Here is a 15,005-nt window from a genome sequence, read left to right as displayed (position 1 = left end):
CGAGCGATGGCCCTGTTCGACGACCTCGGTGAGGACGTCCCGCTGCTCGGCGTCCCGCGGCGCGTGGTGTCGCTGGTGCCGTCGCTCACCGAAGCGATCGCGGTGAGCGTCCCCGGCGTGCTCGCCGGGGCGACCGACTACTGCACGCACCCGGAGGGGCTGGCCGTGCCACGGGTCGGCGGATCGAAGTACCCCAAGCTGGACCGGGTGTTCGAACTGCGCCCGGACCTGGTGCTGGCCAATTCCGAGGAGAACCGGCCCGAGGACGTGGAACGCCTGCGCGCCAACGGTTTTCCGGTCTGGGTGACCGAGGCTCCGGCGACCGTGCCGCATGCGCTCGCGTCGCTGCGGCGTCTGCTGACGCAGGCCTTCGAGGTGACGGAGCCCTACTGGCTGGTGCAGGCGGAGCAGCTGTGGCGGGAGATCCGCCCGGAGCGGGTGCGCGCAGTGGTGCCGGTGTGGCGCAGGCCCTGGGTGATTCTCGGCCGGGACACCTTCGGCGGCGACGTACTGCGCCGCCTCGGAGTGTCCATTGTGTACGGCGAGCACGGGGACCGGTATCCGAGGCCGAAGCTCGACGAGCTGCGGTCGTGGTTCGACCGCGGGGACGCGGAGCTGCTCGTACTTCCCGACGAGCCGTACCGGTTCACGGCGGACGACGGGCCGGAGGCCTTCCCGGGGGTGCGCCACGTCCTGGTCTCCGGCCGCTACCTCACCTGGTATGGGCCTTCGCTGGTGGCCGCGCACGAGACCCTGTCGGCGGCGCTGTCCGGCTGAATTTTTCTGGACAACGGGGAGAAACCGGCCGAAGATCATTTTGTGACACCGGAGGCACGGCCCGGCAGAGGCCGACTTTTCGCCGGACTGGCGACAGCGATGATGCTGCTCGTCGGCGGGGTCGTGACCGTGCTGGTGCTGCTCGGGCGTGCGCCGTCGCCGGTCGCCGCCCCGCCGCCGCCCAGCGCCCCGTCGAACCTGGCCTTGAGCGACCCCGTCGCCACCGAAGCGGTGCGAACGCAGGTCAGCGAGGCGCTCCGGGCAGTCTTCAGCATCCATGGGGACACACTCGACCAGGCGCGTCGGGATGCGGGTAAGTACTTCACCGAGGCGGCGGCCAAGCAGTACGAAACCCTGCTGACGCAGGTTCCCCCGGAAAACCAGCGGATCACGGTGACCGTGCGCGAGGCTGCGGTGCGGACGCTGACCGCCTCCAAGGCCGAACTGCTGGTCTTCGTGGAACAGCACATGGACAAGCCGGGCACGGCCGGGACGGCGGGTACCGCCGCGTTGGTCGTCACCGCCGAACAGGTGGGGCAGCGCTGGCTGATCGCCGCCCTGCGGACGAACTGAGGGAGGCCGACGCCATGGATTCCGTCGAACCGTCCCCGCGGCGGGACCGGTGGGTGTTCGTCCTCGTCGCGGTGATGGCCGTGGTGGTCGTCGCCGCGGTCACGGTGGCAGCCCTGATCACTCCGCTGGCGGACAGGCAGCCGCCACCGGCGCCGTCCCCCGCCGTCCAGCAGAACGCCGTCGCGGCCACCCGGGACGCCGTCCTGGCCACCGCCGAGCACGCCGCGCTCGAACTGACCACCGTCGACTACCGCATCCCGGACGAGATCGAGACGCGCCAGAAGGCCGTGGCCTCCGAATCCCTGCAACTCAAGATCGCCAAAGAACGCGCGACGTCCGCCGACATCGTGAAGCAGCAGCAGACAGTGGTCACACCCACGGTGACGGCTTCCGCGCTGAGCGTCCTCGACTCCGGGCAGGGGACCGCGACCGCGCTGGTCTACCTCGCTGCCACCGTCTCGCAGAACGGCGGTGCGCCGCAGGACAAGCGGGTCGCGGTGACGCTCGAACTGCGGCGAACGGGCGAGGGCTGGAAGGCCGCGGACATCCGGATGCTGCACCAGGGCTGACGTTTCGCCGCTTCCCCGGCCGTCTACGATTTCCCCTCCGATCGTGCCACCCGTGCCACCGGGGGCGCCGGACGTGTCCGGTACTTTCGTAGCGAAACCGTGCTTCGCGTTCGTGGAAAGGTCCTCAATGTCCGCTGTGACATATTTCGAGGCAATTGTTGTGGGCGCCTTGCAGGGTGTGTCTGAATTGTTCCCGGTGTCCAGTCTCGGGCACAGCATTCTGCTCCCCGCCTGGTTCGGCGGCTCCTGGGCCAACGACCTGAGCATGGGCAAGGACTCGCCGTACCTCGCCGTGCTCGTCGCGATGCACGTGGCGACCGCGATCGCGCTGGTGGTCTTCTTCTGGCAGGACTGGGTGCGCATCCTGCGTGGCCTGTGGACCTCCATCCGGGATCGCGAGGTGGCCGACTCCGACCAGCGGCTGGCCTGGCTGCTCATCCTCGCCACCATCCCGGTCGGCGTCGCCGGTCTGCTGCTGGAGAAGGCGCTGAGGGACTTCCTGGGCAAGCCCGTGCCGACGGCGATCTTCCTGACCCTCAACGGTGCGGTGCTCTACGCCGTCGAGCGCTTCGGCCGGGCGCGGGCGGCCAAGCCCGCGGTGCCCGCCGCCGCCGAGCAGACGATCGACTTCTCCGCCGAGGTCACCATGCCGATGCGGGCGATCAGCGTGGAGGAGATGTCGGACCACCGACTGGCCAAACTGGGCATCGGCGAGGCGATGCTCATCGGTGCCGCGCAGATCCTGGCGCTGTTCCCCGGTATCAGCCGGTCCGGGATCACCATGGTGGCCGGACTGCGGCGGGGTCTCGACCACGAGGACTCGGCGCGGTTCGCCTTCCTGCTCGCCACCCCGGTCATCCTGGCGGCGGGGGTGCTGAAGATGCCGTCGCTGTTCGCCGCGGACAACCGCGCTTCGCTGGGGCCCGCGGTGGTGGGCAGCCTGGTCGCCGGTGTCGCGGCCTATATCGCGGTGCGCTTCTTGACGTCGTATTTCGAAAGCCGGACACTGACCCCATTCGCGATTTACTGCGTGCTGGCGGGTGCCGGTAGCCTGATCTATTTCGCGATCTGACCACGATGACTGCGCTGACCTGGGGAACGATTTTCACCACGGGGACGCTCGATGTCCCCGCGCTGGTGTTCGTGCTCGGACTCGGCGCCTGGTATCTGACCGCGGCGCGGCGGGTGCCGGACTGGCCGCGTTCGCGTACCGCGGCCTTCCTCGGCGGGCTGGCCACGGTACTGCTGCTGACCTGCTCGTTCCTCGGCGCCTACGACGGGGTGCTGTTCTGGGTGCGGGCGCTTCAGGTCGTGACCCTGCTCATGATCACCCCGCTGCTGCTCGCCCTGGGCGCGCCGCTGACCCTGCTGCTGGCCACCGCGCCGTTCGCGGACCGGCTGCGGGCGCTGGGCCGGAGCCTCCTCGCGCGCGTGCTGACCTTCCCGCTGGTCATCACCGTGCTGCTGATCGTGCCGCCGTTCCTGATCTACCTCACCCCGCTGTACGAGCTGACCCTGCGGCACGCGGCAGTGGACGAGCTGGTGCGGCTGGGCCTGCTGGGCTGCGGGTTCGTGTACTTCTGGACCCGGTTGCGGCTCGACCCGACCCCCCGCGAAGATCACCACCTGGTGTCGTTCGGGATCAGCTTCGCCGAGGTGGTCGTCGACGCGGCGCTGGGCCTGATCCTGTGGCTCGGCCCGTTGCGGGCGGCGGGCTACTACGAGGCGCTTCACCGGGCGTGGGGCCCGGACCTGCGCACGGACCAGATCGTCGGTGCGGGCATCCTGTGGATCGGGGGCGATCTGGCCGGGCTGCCGTTCGTCGGCGCGCTGTTCGCGCGCTGGATGCGGACCGACGAACGGCAGGCCCGGCAGGCCGACCGAGAGCTCGACGAAGCCACGAAGGCGGGCACGCCCGACGCGCCCGCCGACGGTCTCTGGTGGGAGAACGACCCGGTACTGGCCGAGCGTTTCCGCCGCGGACGGCAGTAGTGGGCGCCGGGGATCCGGAGCCCGGGGATCTGGAGCAAAGAAGCTTTACTACGGATCGGCACGGTCGCGAGCAGAGCCGTGAGGGGGCCCTTCACGGTCGATTCGACCGTGAAGGTGCCCCTCACGGGAGTTCACAGCTCCTCGAGGACCGCGCGTCAGTGGAAGGCGTGTTCCGGTGCGGGGAACTCGCCCCGGCGCACCTCGTCGGCGAAGGCCGCGGCCGCCCCGGAGAGCACCCCGGCGAGGTCGGCGTAGCGCTTGACGAACCGCGGTGCCTTGCCGCGGCGCAGCCCGGCCATGTCCTGCCAGACGAGGACCTGCGCGTCGCAGTCCGGACCAGCCCCGATTCCGACGGTGGGGATCTTCAGCTCGTGGGTGACGCGCTTGGCGACCTCCGCCGGAACCATCTCCATCACCACGGCGAACGCCCCGGCCTCCTGGAGGGCGAGCGCGTCGGCGACGAGCGCCTCACCGGCCGCGCCGCGGCCCTGGACCCGATAACCACCCAGGTTGTGCTCGCTCTGCGGAGTGAACCCGATATGCCCCATGACGGGGATACCGGCGCCGGTGAGCGCCTCGACGTGCGGGGCGAAGCGGCGGCCGCCTTCGAGCTTGACGGCGTGCGCGCGGCCCTCCTTCATGAACCGCACGGAGGTGGCGAGTGCCTGTTCGGGCGAGAGCTGGTAGGAGCCGAACGGCAGATCCGCCACCACCAGCGCCCGCTTCGTGGCCCTGGTCACGGCGCGGACCAGCGGCAACAGCTCGTCCACCGTCACCGGCAGCGACGTGTCGTAACCGAACACGTTGTTCGCGGCGGAGTCGCCGACCAGCAGGACGGGGATGCCCGCTTCGTCGAACAGCTCGGCGGTATACATGTCGTAGGCGGTGAGCATCGGCCACGGCTCGCCGCGGTCCTTGAGCTCCTGCAGGTGATGGATACGGACTTTCTTCACCGGTGCGCCGGCCCGCGGGCCGGTGCCGTAGGGAGCCGTCGTCTCAGCCGTCGTCTCGGTGTTCGCGGCGTCCTTCGAAGACTCTTGCCGACCGCCTGCGGGCAGCCCCTCGCCAGAGTGGTGAGACATCATCGTCGACCAACCTTCCCTCGAGGCCCTCGTCGGGTCCCCGGGTCGTGGATCTGGAGTAATCAGCGTGACATCGTGGCGGGAGACGGCCCAAGCACCTGCGATGAGCTTCACACGGGGTGGTGACGATGCCTGAGGTGGAGGTGCCGCGCTGGCGGCGCAAGGCGGGCGGCGTCGTCGCCACCGTGGTGCAGCTGGGTGCCCTGATGTCGGTGCTGCTGCTGATCTGGGACGGAGGGCACACGGCCGTCCGCCGGATCGTGGCGCTGTTCAACCTGGTCAACATTCCGGTCGATTCGAACATCCTGATCGCGCTGGTGCTGTTCGTGCTGGGGGCGGCGCTGCGGCGGCGCAAGCGCGCGGCGCTGGACACGCTGATCCTGTTCCAGGTCGGCGGCCTGTTCATGACCGTCGGTTACCAGGCGACGCTGCTGTGGGCGCCACAACTGCTCGCCCCGGAACGACGGCCCCGGTTCCTGCCGGTGCCGCTGATCGGCTTCACCGTCGCCGAGGCGGTGTCGATCGCGCTGATCGCGTTCCTGGTCGCGCTGCGGCCCGCGTTCCCCGCGCGGCTCGCCCCCGGTGCGTGGAAGCGTGCGCTGCTGGTCGGTGCGGTGGGCATCTCCGCGGTCATCCTCGGCGGGTGGGCGCTGGCCGAGTTCTTCCCCGGCACGCTGACCGGCGCCGGGGACCGTTTCCTGTGGACGGCCAACCACGCCACCGGCGAGTTGCTCCAGCTGCGGCGGCTCGGCGTGCGGGAGGGCCCGCCGTGGCTGGATCTGCTGCTCGACCTCGGGGCCACCGCGGTGGCGGTGGCCACGCTGTACACGTTCTTCCGCGGGGTGCGCAGCCAGCGGCACCGCACCGACGAGGAAGAGCTGAGGCTGCGGTCACTCCTGGCGAAGTTCGGCGAGGACGACTCCCTCGGCTACTTCGCCACCCGCCGCGACAAGAGCGTCGTGTTCGCGCCGAACGGGCGTGCCGCCGTCACCTACCGCGTGCTCGGTGGCACGAGCGTGGCCAGCGCGGATCCCATCGGCGATCCGGAGGCGTGGCCCCAGGCCGTCGCGTCCTGGCTGGCCGAGGCGCACACCTACGGCTGGGCCGCCGGGGTGCTCGGGGCCAGCGAGCGGGGCGCGAAGGTGTACGCGCGCGCCGGGCTCAAGGCGCTCGAACTGGGGGACGAGGCGATCCTCGACATCCGCGAATTCAGCCTGACCGGCCCGGAGCGGAAGTCCGTGCGCCAGGCGGTGAGCCGCATCGAGCGGGCGGGCTACACCGCGCGGGTCCGGCGGCACGCCGATATCTCACCCTCCGAAATGGACGAACTGCTGGCGAGGGCCCAGCAGTGGCGCGGCGCCGAGACCGAGCGCGGCTTCTCGATGGCCCTGTCCCGCCTCGGCGATCCCAGTGACGGTCGGTGCGTCATGGTGGAGGCCTACGACGCCGCCGGTGTCCTTCGCGGGCTGCTCTCGTTCGTGCCGTGGGGGCGGCGTGGCCTGTCCCTGGACCTCATGCGCCGCGACCGCGACGCCGAGAACGGGCTGAATGAGTACATGGTCGCGAAGCTGGTCGAGCACGCCGGCGAGTTCGGCGCGCAGCGGATTTCGCTCAACTTCGCCATGTTCCGCGCGGTGTTCGCCGAAGGTGAGCGGATCGGGGCGGGCCCCGTGCTGCGTGCCTGGCGCGCCGTGCTGGGGCTCGCGTCGCGCTTCTTCCAGCTCGAATCGCTGTACCGGTCCAACGCCAAGTACGGCCCGGACTGGGAACCGCGGTTCCTGTGCTACACCTCGGCCCGCCGCCTGCCCCGCATCGGTCTGGTCGCGGGTGCGCTCGAAGGCTTCCTCCCGGCGAGCCTGCGCTCGCGGCGGCGCGCCCTCTCCACCGGCATCGTGAGCGACGGGTTCCTCGACCGCGTCAAGGAGATCGACGCCGCCGCGCAGCGGGTGGAACCCCGGCCGCTCCGGCGCCCGGAACAGGTCCGGGTCCGCATCGCGAAGCTGGATCGCCTGCGGGACGCGGGAATCGACCCGTACCCGGTCGGCTTCGAGCGGGACACCGCGCTCGCCGAAATCACCCGCAAGTTCGGCACGCTGGGCCCGGACAGCCACACCGGGCACGAGGTGCGGGTCACCGGGCGGGTGGTGGCGATCCGCGATCTCGGCGGGTTGTGCTTCGCGCGCGTGCGCGACTTCAGCGGCGAGCTCCAGCTGATGCTGCTGGAGGATCAGCTCGACCTGTGGCGCGACGGCGTGGACCTGGGCGACCACGTCGGCGTGCGCGGCGAGGTGGTCACGTCGAAGCGCGGTGAGCTGTCGGTGCGGGTGGACCAGTGGACGGTGACCGCGAAGTGCCTGCATCCCCTGCCGGACAAGCGGAAGGGGCTGGCTGACCCGGAGACGCGGGTGCGGCAGCGGTACCTCGACCTGATGGTCAACCCCGACGCGGCGGGCATGCTGAAGCTGCGCAGCAAGGTGGTGCGGACGGTCCGGGAACGATTGCACGCGAGGGAGTTCCTCGAGGTCGAGACCCCGATGCTGCAGACCGTGCACGGCGGGGCGAACGCACGCCCGTTCATCACCCACATCAACGCCTACGACATGCGGATGTACCTGCGGATCGCGCCGGAGCTGTACCTCAAACGGCTGTGCGTCGCCGGGGTCGAGCGGGTGTTCGAACTCAACCGGAACTTCCGCAACGAAGGTGTGGACGCCACGCACAACCCCGAGTTCACCATGCTCGAGGCGTACCAGGCCTACGCGGACTACGGCACCATGCGCACGCTGACCCGGGAACTGGTGCAGCAGGCCGCGATGGCGGCGCATGGTGCGCTGGTGGTGCGGCGCCCCGACGTCGGCGAGGTCGACATCTCGGGGGAGTGGCCGGTCGTCACGGTGCACGACGCGGTGTCCGAGGCGCTGGGTGAGCGGGTCGAGCCGGGCAGCCCGGTGGAACGGCTGCGCGAGCTGTGCCGGGGCGCCGGTGTCCAGGCCGCGGAGGACGCCTCGCACGGTGACCTCGTGCTGAAGGCGTTCGAGCACCTGGTGGAACCCAGGACCGTCCAGCCGACCTTCTACACCGACTACCCCACCGAGGTGTCGCCGCTGACCCGTCAGCACCGGCGTGACCCGAGGCTGGCCGAGCGCTGGGACCTTATCGCGTTCGGCGCGGAGATCGGCACCGCCTACAGCGAGCTCACCGATCCGCTCGAGCAGCGCCGCAGGCTGGAGGCGCAGTCTCTGCGGGCCGCCAGCGGGGACGTCGAGGCGATGGAACTGGACGAGGACTTCCTGCTGGCACTCGAACACGGCATGCCCCCCACGGGAGGTCTGGGCCTGGGTATCGACCGGCTGCTGATGATGCTCACCGGAGCGTCGATCCGGCAGACCGTCCTCTTCCCGTTCGCCCGGCCCCGCGCCTGAGCGGTGGTCCCGGCCGCGGGGTTTTGCCGGGTTTCCCGCGGCCTGCCGTTTTCCGTGCCCGCTGTGGGTGTACTCCAAGGTTTCACCCAGAAAAACGGCAGAGACTCATGGCGTGAAAGCGGTCCACTGGCTGTTCGCCCTGCTGGCGCTGAATGCGGCGTGGGCTACCGATCTGTTCGTCCTGGGACACGGCTTCGAGAACCTCGGCGCGCCCGGGGCGCTGCTCACCGCGCTGGGCAGGCTCACCGGGCTCTACGGGGCGCTCGCGCTGGTGCTGCAACTGGTGCTGATCTCGCGGCTGCCGTGGCTCGAGACCCGCCTCGGCATGGACCGGCTCACCGCCTGGCACCGCTGGAGCGGGTTCTGGGTGCTGTGGCTGGTGATCGCGCACGTCGTGTTCATCACTCTCGGCTACGCGGGCCAGGACGGCAGCGGGGTGGTGTCCGAACTCGGCACGCTGGTCTTCGACACCGAGGACGTGCTCAAGGCCACGGTCGCCACGCTCCTGCTGATCGCGGTCGGGGTCACCTCGGCTCGTCGCGCTCGTCGCCGGATGCGGTACGAGTCGTGGCATTTCGTGCACCTCTACGCCTATCTCGCGGTCGTGCTGGGCTTCCTGCACCAGGTGAGCATCGGGCAGGACTTCACCCAGGCGCCGATCGGGCGGTTCTACTGGTGGTCGTTGTACGGGGTGGCACTGGGGCTGGTGTTTGTCAGCCGGGCCGGCCTGCCGCTGTGGCGCAACTTCCGGCACCGGCTTCGCGTCGAGTCCGTGGTGCGGGAGAGCGACGACGTGGTCACGATCTGGATCGGCGGCCGCGATCTCGACCGGTTGCCCGCGCGGGCCGGGCAGTTCTTCCTGTGGCGTTTCGGGAACCGGTGGTGGGAGGCGCATCCGTACTCGCTGTCGGCGATGCCGGACGGTAACCACCTGAGGATCACGGTCAAGGCGCTCGGGGACGGCAGCGCGTGGCTGCAACGGATCCGGCCCGGTACCCGGGTGCTGGCCGAGGGACCGTACGGCGCCTTCACGGCGGATCGCAGGACCCGCAAGCACGTCCTGCTCATCGCGGGCGGTGTCGGCGTGACGCCGATCCGGGCGCTGCTGGAGGAGTTCGCCTACGCGGGGGACGACATCGCGGTGATCTACCGGGCGAGCACGCCCCGCGACGCGGTGCTCGCTCACGAACTGGACTCACTCGCCCGCTGGTGCGGGGCGCGGTTGCACGTCGTGGTCGGCCCGTCCACCGCGGTCGGCCGGTACGGGCCGATGATGGGCCCCGGGCACCTCGCGGCGATGGTGCGGGACGTGCGGCGCCGCGACGTCTACGTCTGCGGCCCACCGGGCATGACCGAGGCCGTGCTGCAAACGCTTCACGAGCTTCGTGTCCCGGAATCCCAGTGTCACAGCGAGCGCTTCGCCTTCGCAGCCTAAGGGAGAAACTGTGCGCCGAGTTGTCATCGTCGTCCTGCTCACCATCGCCGGGCTTGTTCCGCTGCTGCGCTATCACCCGGCCTCCTCGCCGGCTTCGGCGTTGAGCGGCAACTCGACACCGGCGACGGAAGCGCCCTCGTCTTCGCCGTCTTCGCCGACCTCCTCCAGCGCCCCGAAGTCCGCTCCCCCGAGCGGTTCGGGCGGCGGGGGCCGCAAGGTCGTCAATGGGTCCACTGTGGACACCGAATACGGTCCGTACCAGGTGCAGGTCACCTTCACCGGCAACAAGATCACCGACATCAGGATCACCACCGAGCCCGACGACCGGCACAGCCAGCGCATCGCGAACAGCGCCGAACCCACCCTGCGCGAGGAGGCGCTGCAGGCGCAGAGCGCGCACATCGACACCGTGTCCGGGGCGACCGCGACCAGCGAGGCGTACGCCCAGTCGCTGCAGTCGGCGATCGACCAGAGGGGCAACTGAGCCGATGCGGCGGGTCGCCCAGATCATGGGCATGCCGATCTCGGTGGAGGTGCCGCACGCCGAGGCCGCCGAACTGGTCTTCGGCTGGCTGCGGGAGGTCGACCGCCGGTTCAGTCCCTTCCGCGAGGACAGCGAGGTCAGCCTCGGGGCGGACAGCCCGGACATGGCGGAAATCCGCGCCCTGTGCGACGAATACGAACAACGCAGCGGCGGGGCCTTCCGCGCCCGGTTGCCCGGCAGGCCGTTCGACCCGTGCGGAGTGGTCAAGGGCTGGGCCGTGCAGCGGGCCGCCGACCGGCTCCGCGCCGAGGGCGTCGGTGAGTTCCTGCTCAACGCGGGCGGGGACGTGGTGGCGGCCGGGCGGGCGTGGTCGGTCGGCATCCAGCACCCGGACCGGGCACACGAAGTGTGTGCCGTGTTCACCGTCCGCGACCAGGCGGTGGCCACCTCCGGCACGTACGAACGCGGCGAACACATCCTCGACGGCCGCACCGGCGAGCCGGTGCGGGACCTGCTGAGCCTCACCGTGATCGCCGGCGATCTGACCACCGCCGACGCCGTGTCCACGGCCGCGTTCGCGATGGGCGCCGAGGGCGTCGCCTGGGCCGATGCCCAGCCCGGTTGCCTGGTGTTCGCGGTAGACGCCGGACGTCGCGTGCGGCGCTCCGCCGGGCTGACGAGAATGACCCCGTGAACGTACCCGTCGCTCCGAGGCTGCTGGTGGTCGAGGACGACCCGCAACTGCTCGCGATGCTGGAGGTCCTGCTGACCGAGGAGGGCTACCACGTCGAAACGGCCGCCGACGGCCAGCGCGGCCTGCACCTCGGGCTCACCCGTGAGTACGACGTGCTGCTGCTGGACCGCGGGCTGCCCGCGATCGACGGGCTCGACCTGCTCGCCCGCCTGCGGCTGCGCGGTGTGGTCACCCCGACACTGGTGCTGTCCGCACTGAGCAACCCCGCCGACCGGGTGGCCGGGCTCGACGCGGGCGCCGAGGACTATCTCGGCAAGCCGTTCGACGTCGACGAGCTGCTGGCCCGGCTGCGGGCGCTGCGCCGCCGCCATCTCGACGCCGCCCGTTCGCTCCCCGTGCCGTCGGGCAGGCTCGAACTGGACAGCCGCTGCGTGATCCGGCCCGGTACCGGCGCGGTGCGGCTGTCGGAACGGGAATGCGACCTCCTCGCCACCCTCGCCGCCCGGCCCGGGCACGTGTTCTCCCGGGCGCAACTGCTCGGGCTCGTGTTCGGCGAGGCCGAGAGCGAGGTGGTGGTGGACACCTACGTGCATTACCTGCGCCGCAAACTCGGCCGCAAGGTGGTGGACACCGTGCGGGGGCGGGGCTACCAGCTCGGGCGCGACCGATGAGGTGGCGGCGTGACGATTCGGCCGACGCGCGGCTGATCCGGCGCACCATGTTGCGGATCGGCCTGCAGTCGGCCCTCGTGGTCGGGGCCACCGTGGTACTGCTGTGCGCGGTGGCGGTGCTGGTGGTGCTGCGCAGCCAGCACGACGAACAGAACGCGACGCTCACGACCGCGATCGCGCGGGCCGACGACGTGTCCGACCCGCCGGCGGGGACCTGGCTGGTGGTGCTGGCCCAGGGGCAGATACAGGCCACCTCGGGCCTGCCGCCCGGCCTGCCGGACGTCGCCGCCATCCAGCGGGTGCGGGCCGACGGGATCGCCACGACCGAGGACTTCAGGGTCGACCACGAGCGCGAGTACCGGGTCCGCACCGAACGCGCCGGGGACAAGGTGATCCAGGCGATCCTGGACCTGCGGCCCGCCCACATCGAGCGCAGCAGGCTGGTGAAGGCGCTGCTGGTCTCCGGTGTGGCGGGACTGCTGCTGGCCGTGCTCACCGGGGCCTGGATGGCCCGCCGGGCGGTCCTGCCCCTGGTCGGGGCGCTGGCCCTGCAACGCCGGTTCGTCGCCGACGCCAGTCACGAGCTGCGCACGCCCTTGACGCTGCTGAGCACCCGCGCGCAGATGCTGCGCAGACGGCTGCGCGGCCAGCCCGCCGAGGCCGACGTGAACGGCCTGGTGGAAGACGCCGGCGAGCTGGGCGCCATCCTCGAAGACCTCCTGCTGGCCGCGGATCCCCGCGAAAACGTGCCCCGGCAGCCGGTGGAGCTCGGCGCCCTCGTGCGCCAGGCGGTGGACGCCGCCACCCCGGCTGCGACGGAACACGGAATCGAGCTGGTGGTGCTGGACGAGCCCGCAGCGGTGTGGGTCTCCGGCTACGAGGCGGCCCTGCGGCGGGCGGTGAACGCCTTGCTGGACAACGGCATCCGGCACGCCCACAGCCGCCTCCGGGTCGCACTCGGAGTGTCCGGAAGGCAGGTCCGCGTGGACGTCGCGGACGACGGGCCCGGCATCGACGCCGCCGTGCTGCCCAACCTGTTCACCCGCTTCGCCAAGGCCTCCTCGGACGCGGCGCCGGGGGAGCGGCGCCGCTACGGGCTCGGCCTGTCCCTGGTCAGCGAGATCGTCGCGCGGCATGGCGGCTCGGTCGCCGCGCGTAATCCGGACAGCGGGGGTGCGACGTTGTCGCTGTCGCTCCCGCTGCTGCGCAACGGCCAGGTTTCCGGCGGCGCCCCTCAGGCGGACAGCCGGTAGCCGACCCCTCTGAGGGTTTCGATGGTGTGCGTGCCGAACGGCACGTCGATCTTGCGGCGCAGATAGCCGACGTAGACCTCGACCACGTTCTCGTCGCCGTCGTAGTGCGCGTCCCACACGTGCCTGAGGATCTCGTGCTTGCTCAGTGCCTCCCCGCGCCGCCGCACCAGGAACTCGAGCAGGCCGAACTCCCGCGCGGTCAGCTCGATCTTCGCCTGTCCTCGGTGGACAGTACGGGCGGCGGGGTCGACCCGCAGATCGCCGACGGTGAGCACGGCGGGCCGTTCCGGCGCGCCGCGCCGCAGCAGCGCCCGCAGGCGGGCGACGAGAACCACGTAGGAGAACGGCTTCGTCAGATAGTCGTCGGCACCGAGGTCGAAGGCGTCCGCTTCGTCGTACTCGCCGTCCTTCGCGGTCAGGATCAGCACCGGGGTCCAGTTCTCCGCCGCGCGAAGGTTCTTCACCACCTCGTAGCCCGACATTCCGGGCAGCATGAGGTCCAGCACGATCACGTCGTAGGTGTGTTCGGTGGCCCGCCACAACCCGTCGGTGCCGGTGTGCACGACGTCCACCGTGAACCCTTCGGCGCGCAGGCCCTTGCGCAGGGTTTCGGCGAAGGCTGTCTCGTCCTCGACGACCAGGACACGCATCAGGCGGCGACCTCGAGCGGCAGCTCGATGCGGAAGTGCGCACCGGGGTATTCCTCGTCGGCCACGTTCACGTAGCGCGCCCGCCCGCCGTGACGGGCCGCTATGCCGGCCACGATGGCCAGGCCCAGCCCGGTGGAGCCGCCCACCCGGCGCTGCCGCGAATCGTCCCGCCGCACGAACCGTTCGAAGATCCTTTCCTGGTCCGCCGGGGGCACCCCGGGCCCGTCGTCACTCACCTCGACCACCGCCATGCCGTCCATCGTGTACGTGCACACCCGGATCTGCCCGTGGGTGTGCTCGCGGGCGTTGTCCACCAGGTTCCGGATCGCGCGCCGCAGCTGAGCGGCGTTCCCGCGCACCTTCGCCGGCTCGGTGCGGATCTCCACCCGCAGTTTCACCCCGGCTCTGGCCCGTTCGGCCTCGGCGTGGGCGAGATCGTCCAGATCCACTTCGGTGCGGACCGGGTTGTCGGTCGCGTCGTCGGTCCGCGCCAGCAGCAGCAGGTCGTCGACCAGCTCCCGCAGCCTCGCCGTCTCCTGGGACACCACGCCGAGCAGTTCGCCGGTGCTCATCGTCTCCGGGTGGTGCTCGGACACCTCCAGTGCCGTGGTGATGGTATTCAACGGCGAGCGCAGCTCGTGACTGGCGTCCGCGACGAACCGGCGCTGCGCCTCCTGCGTGGAGGCCAACCGGTCGAGCATGCTGTTCAGCGTGGTGGCAAGGCGGTGCACCTCGTCGTTGCCCGGCGGCAGCCCCACCCGCAGGCTCAGGTCGCGGGTCGAGATCTCGGCCACCGTGCGCCGCATCTGCTCCACCGGCTTGAGCGCCGAGCCGACCGCGCGGTAGCCGGCGAACGCCGAGATGGCCAGCATGGGGACGGCCGCGAGACCCAGCAGCAGCGTCAGCCGGGTGGATGCCTCGGTCACCGGGGCCAGGGAACGCGCCGAGATCACCGTGTACGGCCCGCCAGGGCCGTTGACGCCCCTGACCACCAGCCGGTAGTCCTGCTTGCTGCCGTTGACCCTGATCGTCGTCGTCTCGACCACGTCCTGACCGGGCACGGGGCGCGCCGGGGTCAGCGCGGGATAGCCGACGATCGCCGGGTCGCTGGCCACGGGCACGCCGTTCGCGTCGAGCACCTGGATCATCGAGGCGGCGTCGCCGGAGCTGGCGACGTCGGAGGGCGTGAGATCGCGCGTGCCCTGCTTGGCCAGCTCGTTCGCGACCTGCCGCCCCGCACTGCGGGCGTCCTGCGTGGTCGCCTTGTCCAGCGACCAGCTGAGCAGGACGATCACCATGACATTGGCCAGCGCCAGTGCCAGCGTCAGCACGACGACCGCGATCAGGGTGGTGCGGGCGCGCACACCGGAGCGAGGAAGGCGAATCGTCACCAGTGCAGGGTA

14 protein-coding genes are annotated in these 15,005 nt (G+C 70.8%); 11 read left to right on the top strand and 3 right to left on the bottom strand.

The window, feature by feature from the left end; all coding sequences use genetic code 11:
- Window positions 1-6: 6 nt before the first annotated feature.
- The 5 genes from ORV05_RS28180 (at window position 7) to ORV05_RS28160 (ending at window position 3,911) form a co-directional block, all read left to right on the top strand.
- Window positions 7-777, top strand: a complete 771-nt coding sequence (locus ORV05_RS28180; RefSeq protein ID WP_268759926.1) for a helical backbone metal receptor — start codon at window positions 7-9, stop codon at window positions 775-777.
- A 99-nt stretch (window positions 778-876) separates the two neighbouring features.
- Complete coding sequence (locus ORV05_RS28175; RefSeq protein ID WP_268755018.1) at window positions 877-1,350, top strand: hypothetical protein; 474 nt, start codon at window positions 877-879, stop codon at window positions 1,348-1,350.
- Window positions 1,351-1,364: 14 nt separating this feature from the next.
- Window positions 1,365-1,919: a hypothetical protein gene (locus ORV05_RS28170; RefSeq protein ID WP_268755017.1), complete on the top strand. Its 555-nt coding sequence runs from the start codon at window positions 1,365-1,367 to the stop codon at window positions 1,917-1,919.
- A gap of 127 nt (window positions 1,920-2,046) precedes the next feature.
- Window positions 2,047-2,991, top strand: a complete 945-nt coding sequence (locus tag ORV05_RS28165) for an undecaprenyl-diphosphate phosphatase (RefSeq protein WP_268755016.1) — start codon at window positions 2,047-2,049, stop codon at window positions 2,989-2,991.
- Window positions 2,992-2,996: 5 nt separating this feature from the next.
- Window positions 2,997-3,911, top strand: coding sequence for a cytochrome c oxidase assembly protein (locus ORV05_RS28160; RefSeq protein WP_268755015.1), 915 nt, complete (start codon window positions 2,997-2,999; stop codon window positions 3,909-3,911).
- A 155-nt stretch (window positions 3,912-4,066) separates the two neighbouring features.
- On the opposite strand, the gene panB is transcribed toward ORV05_RS28160, so the two are convergent.
- A complete protein-coding gene (gene panB, locus ORV05_RS28155; protein ID WP_456062010.1) occupies window positions 4,067-4,864 on the bottom strand; it encodes a 3-methyl-2-oxobutanoate hydroxymethyltransferase in 798 nt (265 codons plus the stop codon).
- Window positions 4,865-5,121: 257 nt separating this feature from the next.
- Here panB and lysX point away from each other — a divergent pair, with 257 nt between their 5' ends.
- The 6 genes from lysX to ORV05_RS28125 all read left to right on the top strand — a co-directional run bounded on the left by lysX (window position 5,122) and on the right by ORV05_RS28125 (window position 12,952).
- Complete coding sequence (lysX, locus tag ORV05_RS28150) at window positions 5,122-8,415, top strand: bifunctional lysylphosphatidylglycerol synthetase/lysine--tRNA ligase LysX (protein ID WP_268755014.1); 3,294 nt, start codon at window positions 5,122-5,124, stop codon at window positions 8,413-8,415.
- A 112-nt stretch (window positions 8,416-8,527) separates the two neighbouring features.
- Complete coding sequence (locus ORV05_RS28145) at window positions 8,528-9,850, top strand: ferredoxin reductase family protein (protein ID WP_268755013.1); 1,323 nt, start codon at window positions 8,528-8,530, stop codon at window positions 9,848-9,850.
- Window positions 9,851-9,860: 10 nt separating this feature from the next.
- A complete protein-coding gene (locus ORV05_RS28140) occupies window positions 9,861-10,334 on the top strand; it encodes an FMN-binding protein (RefSeq protein WP_268755012.1) in 474 nt (157 codons plus the stop codon).
- Between the two features lie 4 nt (window positions 10,335-10,338).
- A complete protein-coding gene (locus ORV05_RS28135) occupies window positions 10,339-11,028 on the top strand; it encodes an FAD:protein FMN transferase (RefSeq protein ID WP_268755011.1) in 690 nt (229 codons plus the stop codon).
- A 20-nt stretch (window positions 11,029-11,048) separates the two neighbouring features.
- On the top strand, window positions 11,049-11,699 hold the full coding sequence (locus ORV05_RS28130) for a response regulator transcription factor (RefSeq protein ID WP_268759924.1): 651 nt from the start codon (window positions 11,049-11,051) through the stop codon (window positions 11,697-11,699).
- The gene (locus tag ORV05_RS28125) at window positions 11,696-12,952 is read left to right on the top strand and encodes a sensor histidine kinase (protein WP_268755010.1); all 1,257 of its coding nucleotides are present in this window, start codon (window positions 11,696-11,698) and stop codon (window positions 12,950-12,952) included. The genes ORV05_RS28130 and ORV05_RS28125 overlap by 4 nt, the downstream gene beginning before the upstream one ends.
- Here the strand turns inward: ORV05_RS28125 and ORV05_RS28120 are convergent.
- Together ORV05_RS28120 and ORV05_RS28115 are read right to left on the bottom strand one after the other, a co-directional pair.
- On the bottom strand, window positions 12,934-13,602 hold the full coding sequence (locus tag ORV05_RS28120) for a response regulator transcription factor (RefSeq protein ID WP_268755009.1): 669 nt from the start codon (window positions 13,600-13,602) through the stop codon (window positions 12,934-12,936). The two genes, ORV05_RS28125 and ORV05_RS28120, sit on opposite strands and share 19 nt — an antisense overlap.
- Window positions 13,602-14,993, bottom strand: a complete 1,392-nt coding sequence (locus ORV05_RS28115) for a sensor histidine kinase (protein WP_268755008.1) — start codon at window positions 14,991-14,993, stop codon at window positions 13,602-13,604. The genes ORV05_RS28120 and ORV05_RS28115 overlap by 1 nt, the downstream gene beginning before the upstream one ends.
- Between the last annotated feature and the right edge of the window lie 12 nt (window positions 14,994-15,005).

The organism is Amycolatopsis cynarae, from assembly GCF_026802195.1.
Lineage (GTDB): Bacteria > Actinomycetota > Actinomycetes > Mycobacteriales > Pseudonocardiaceae > Amycolatopsis_E > Amycolatopsis_E rhizosphaerae.
Note: the sequence above shows the minus strand (reverse complement) of the source record. Positions and strands in the feature narration are given on the sequence as shown.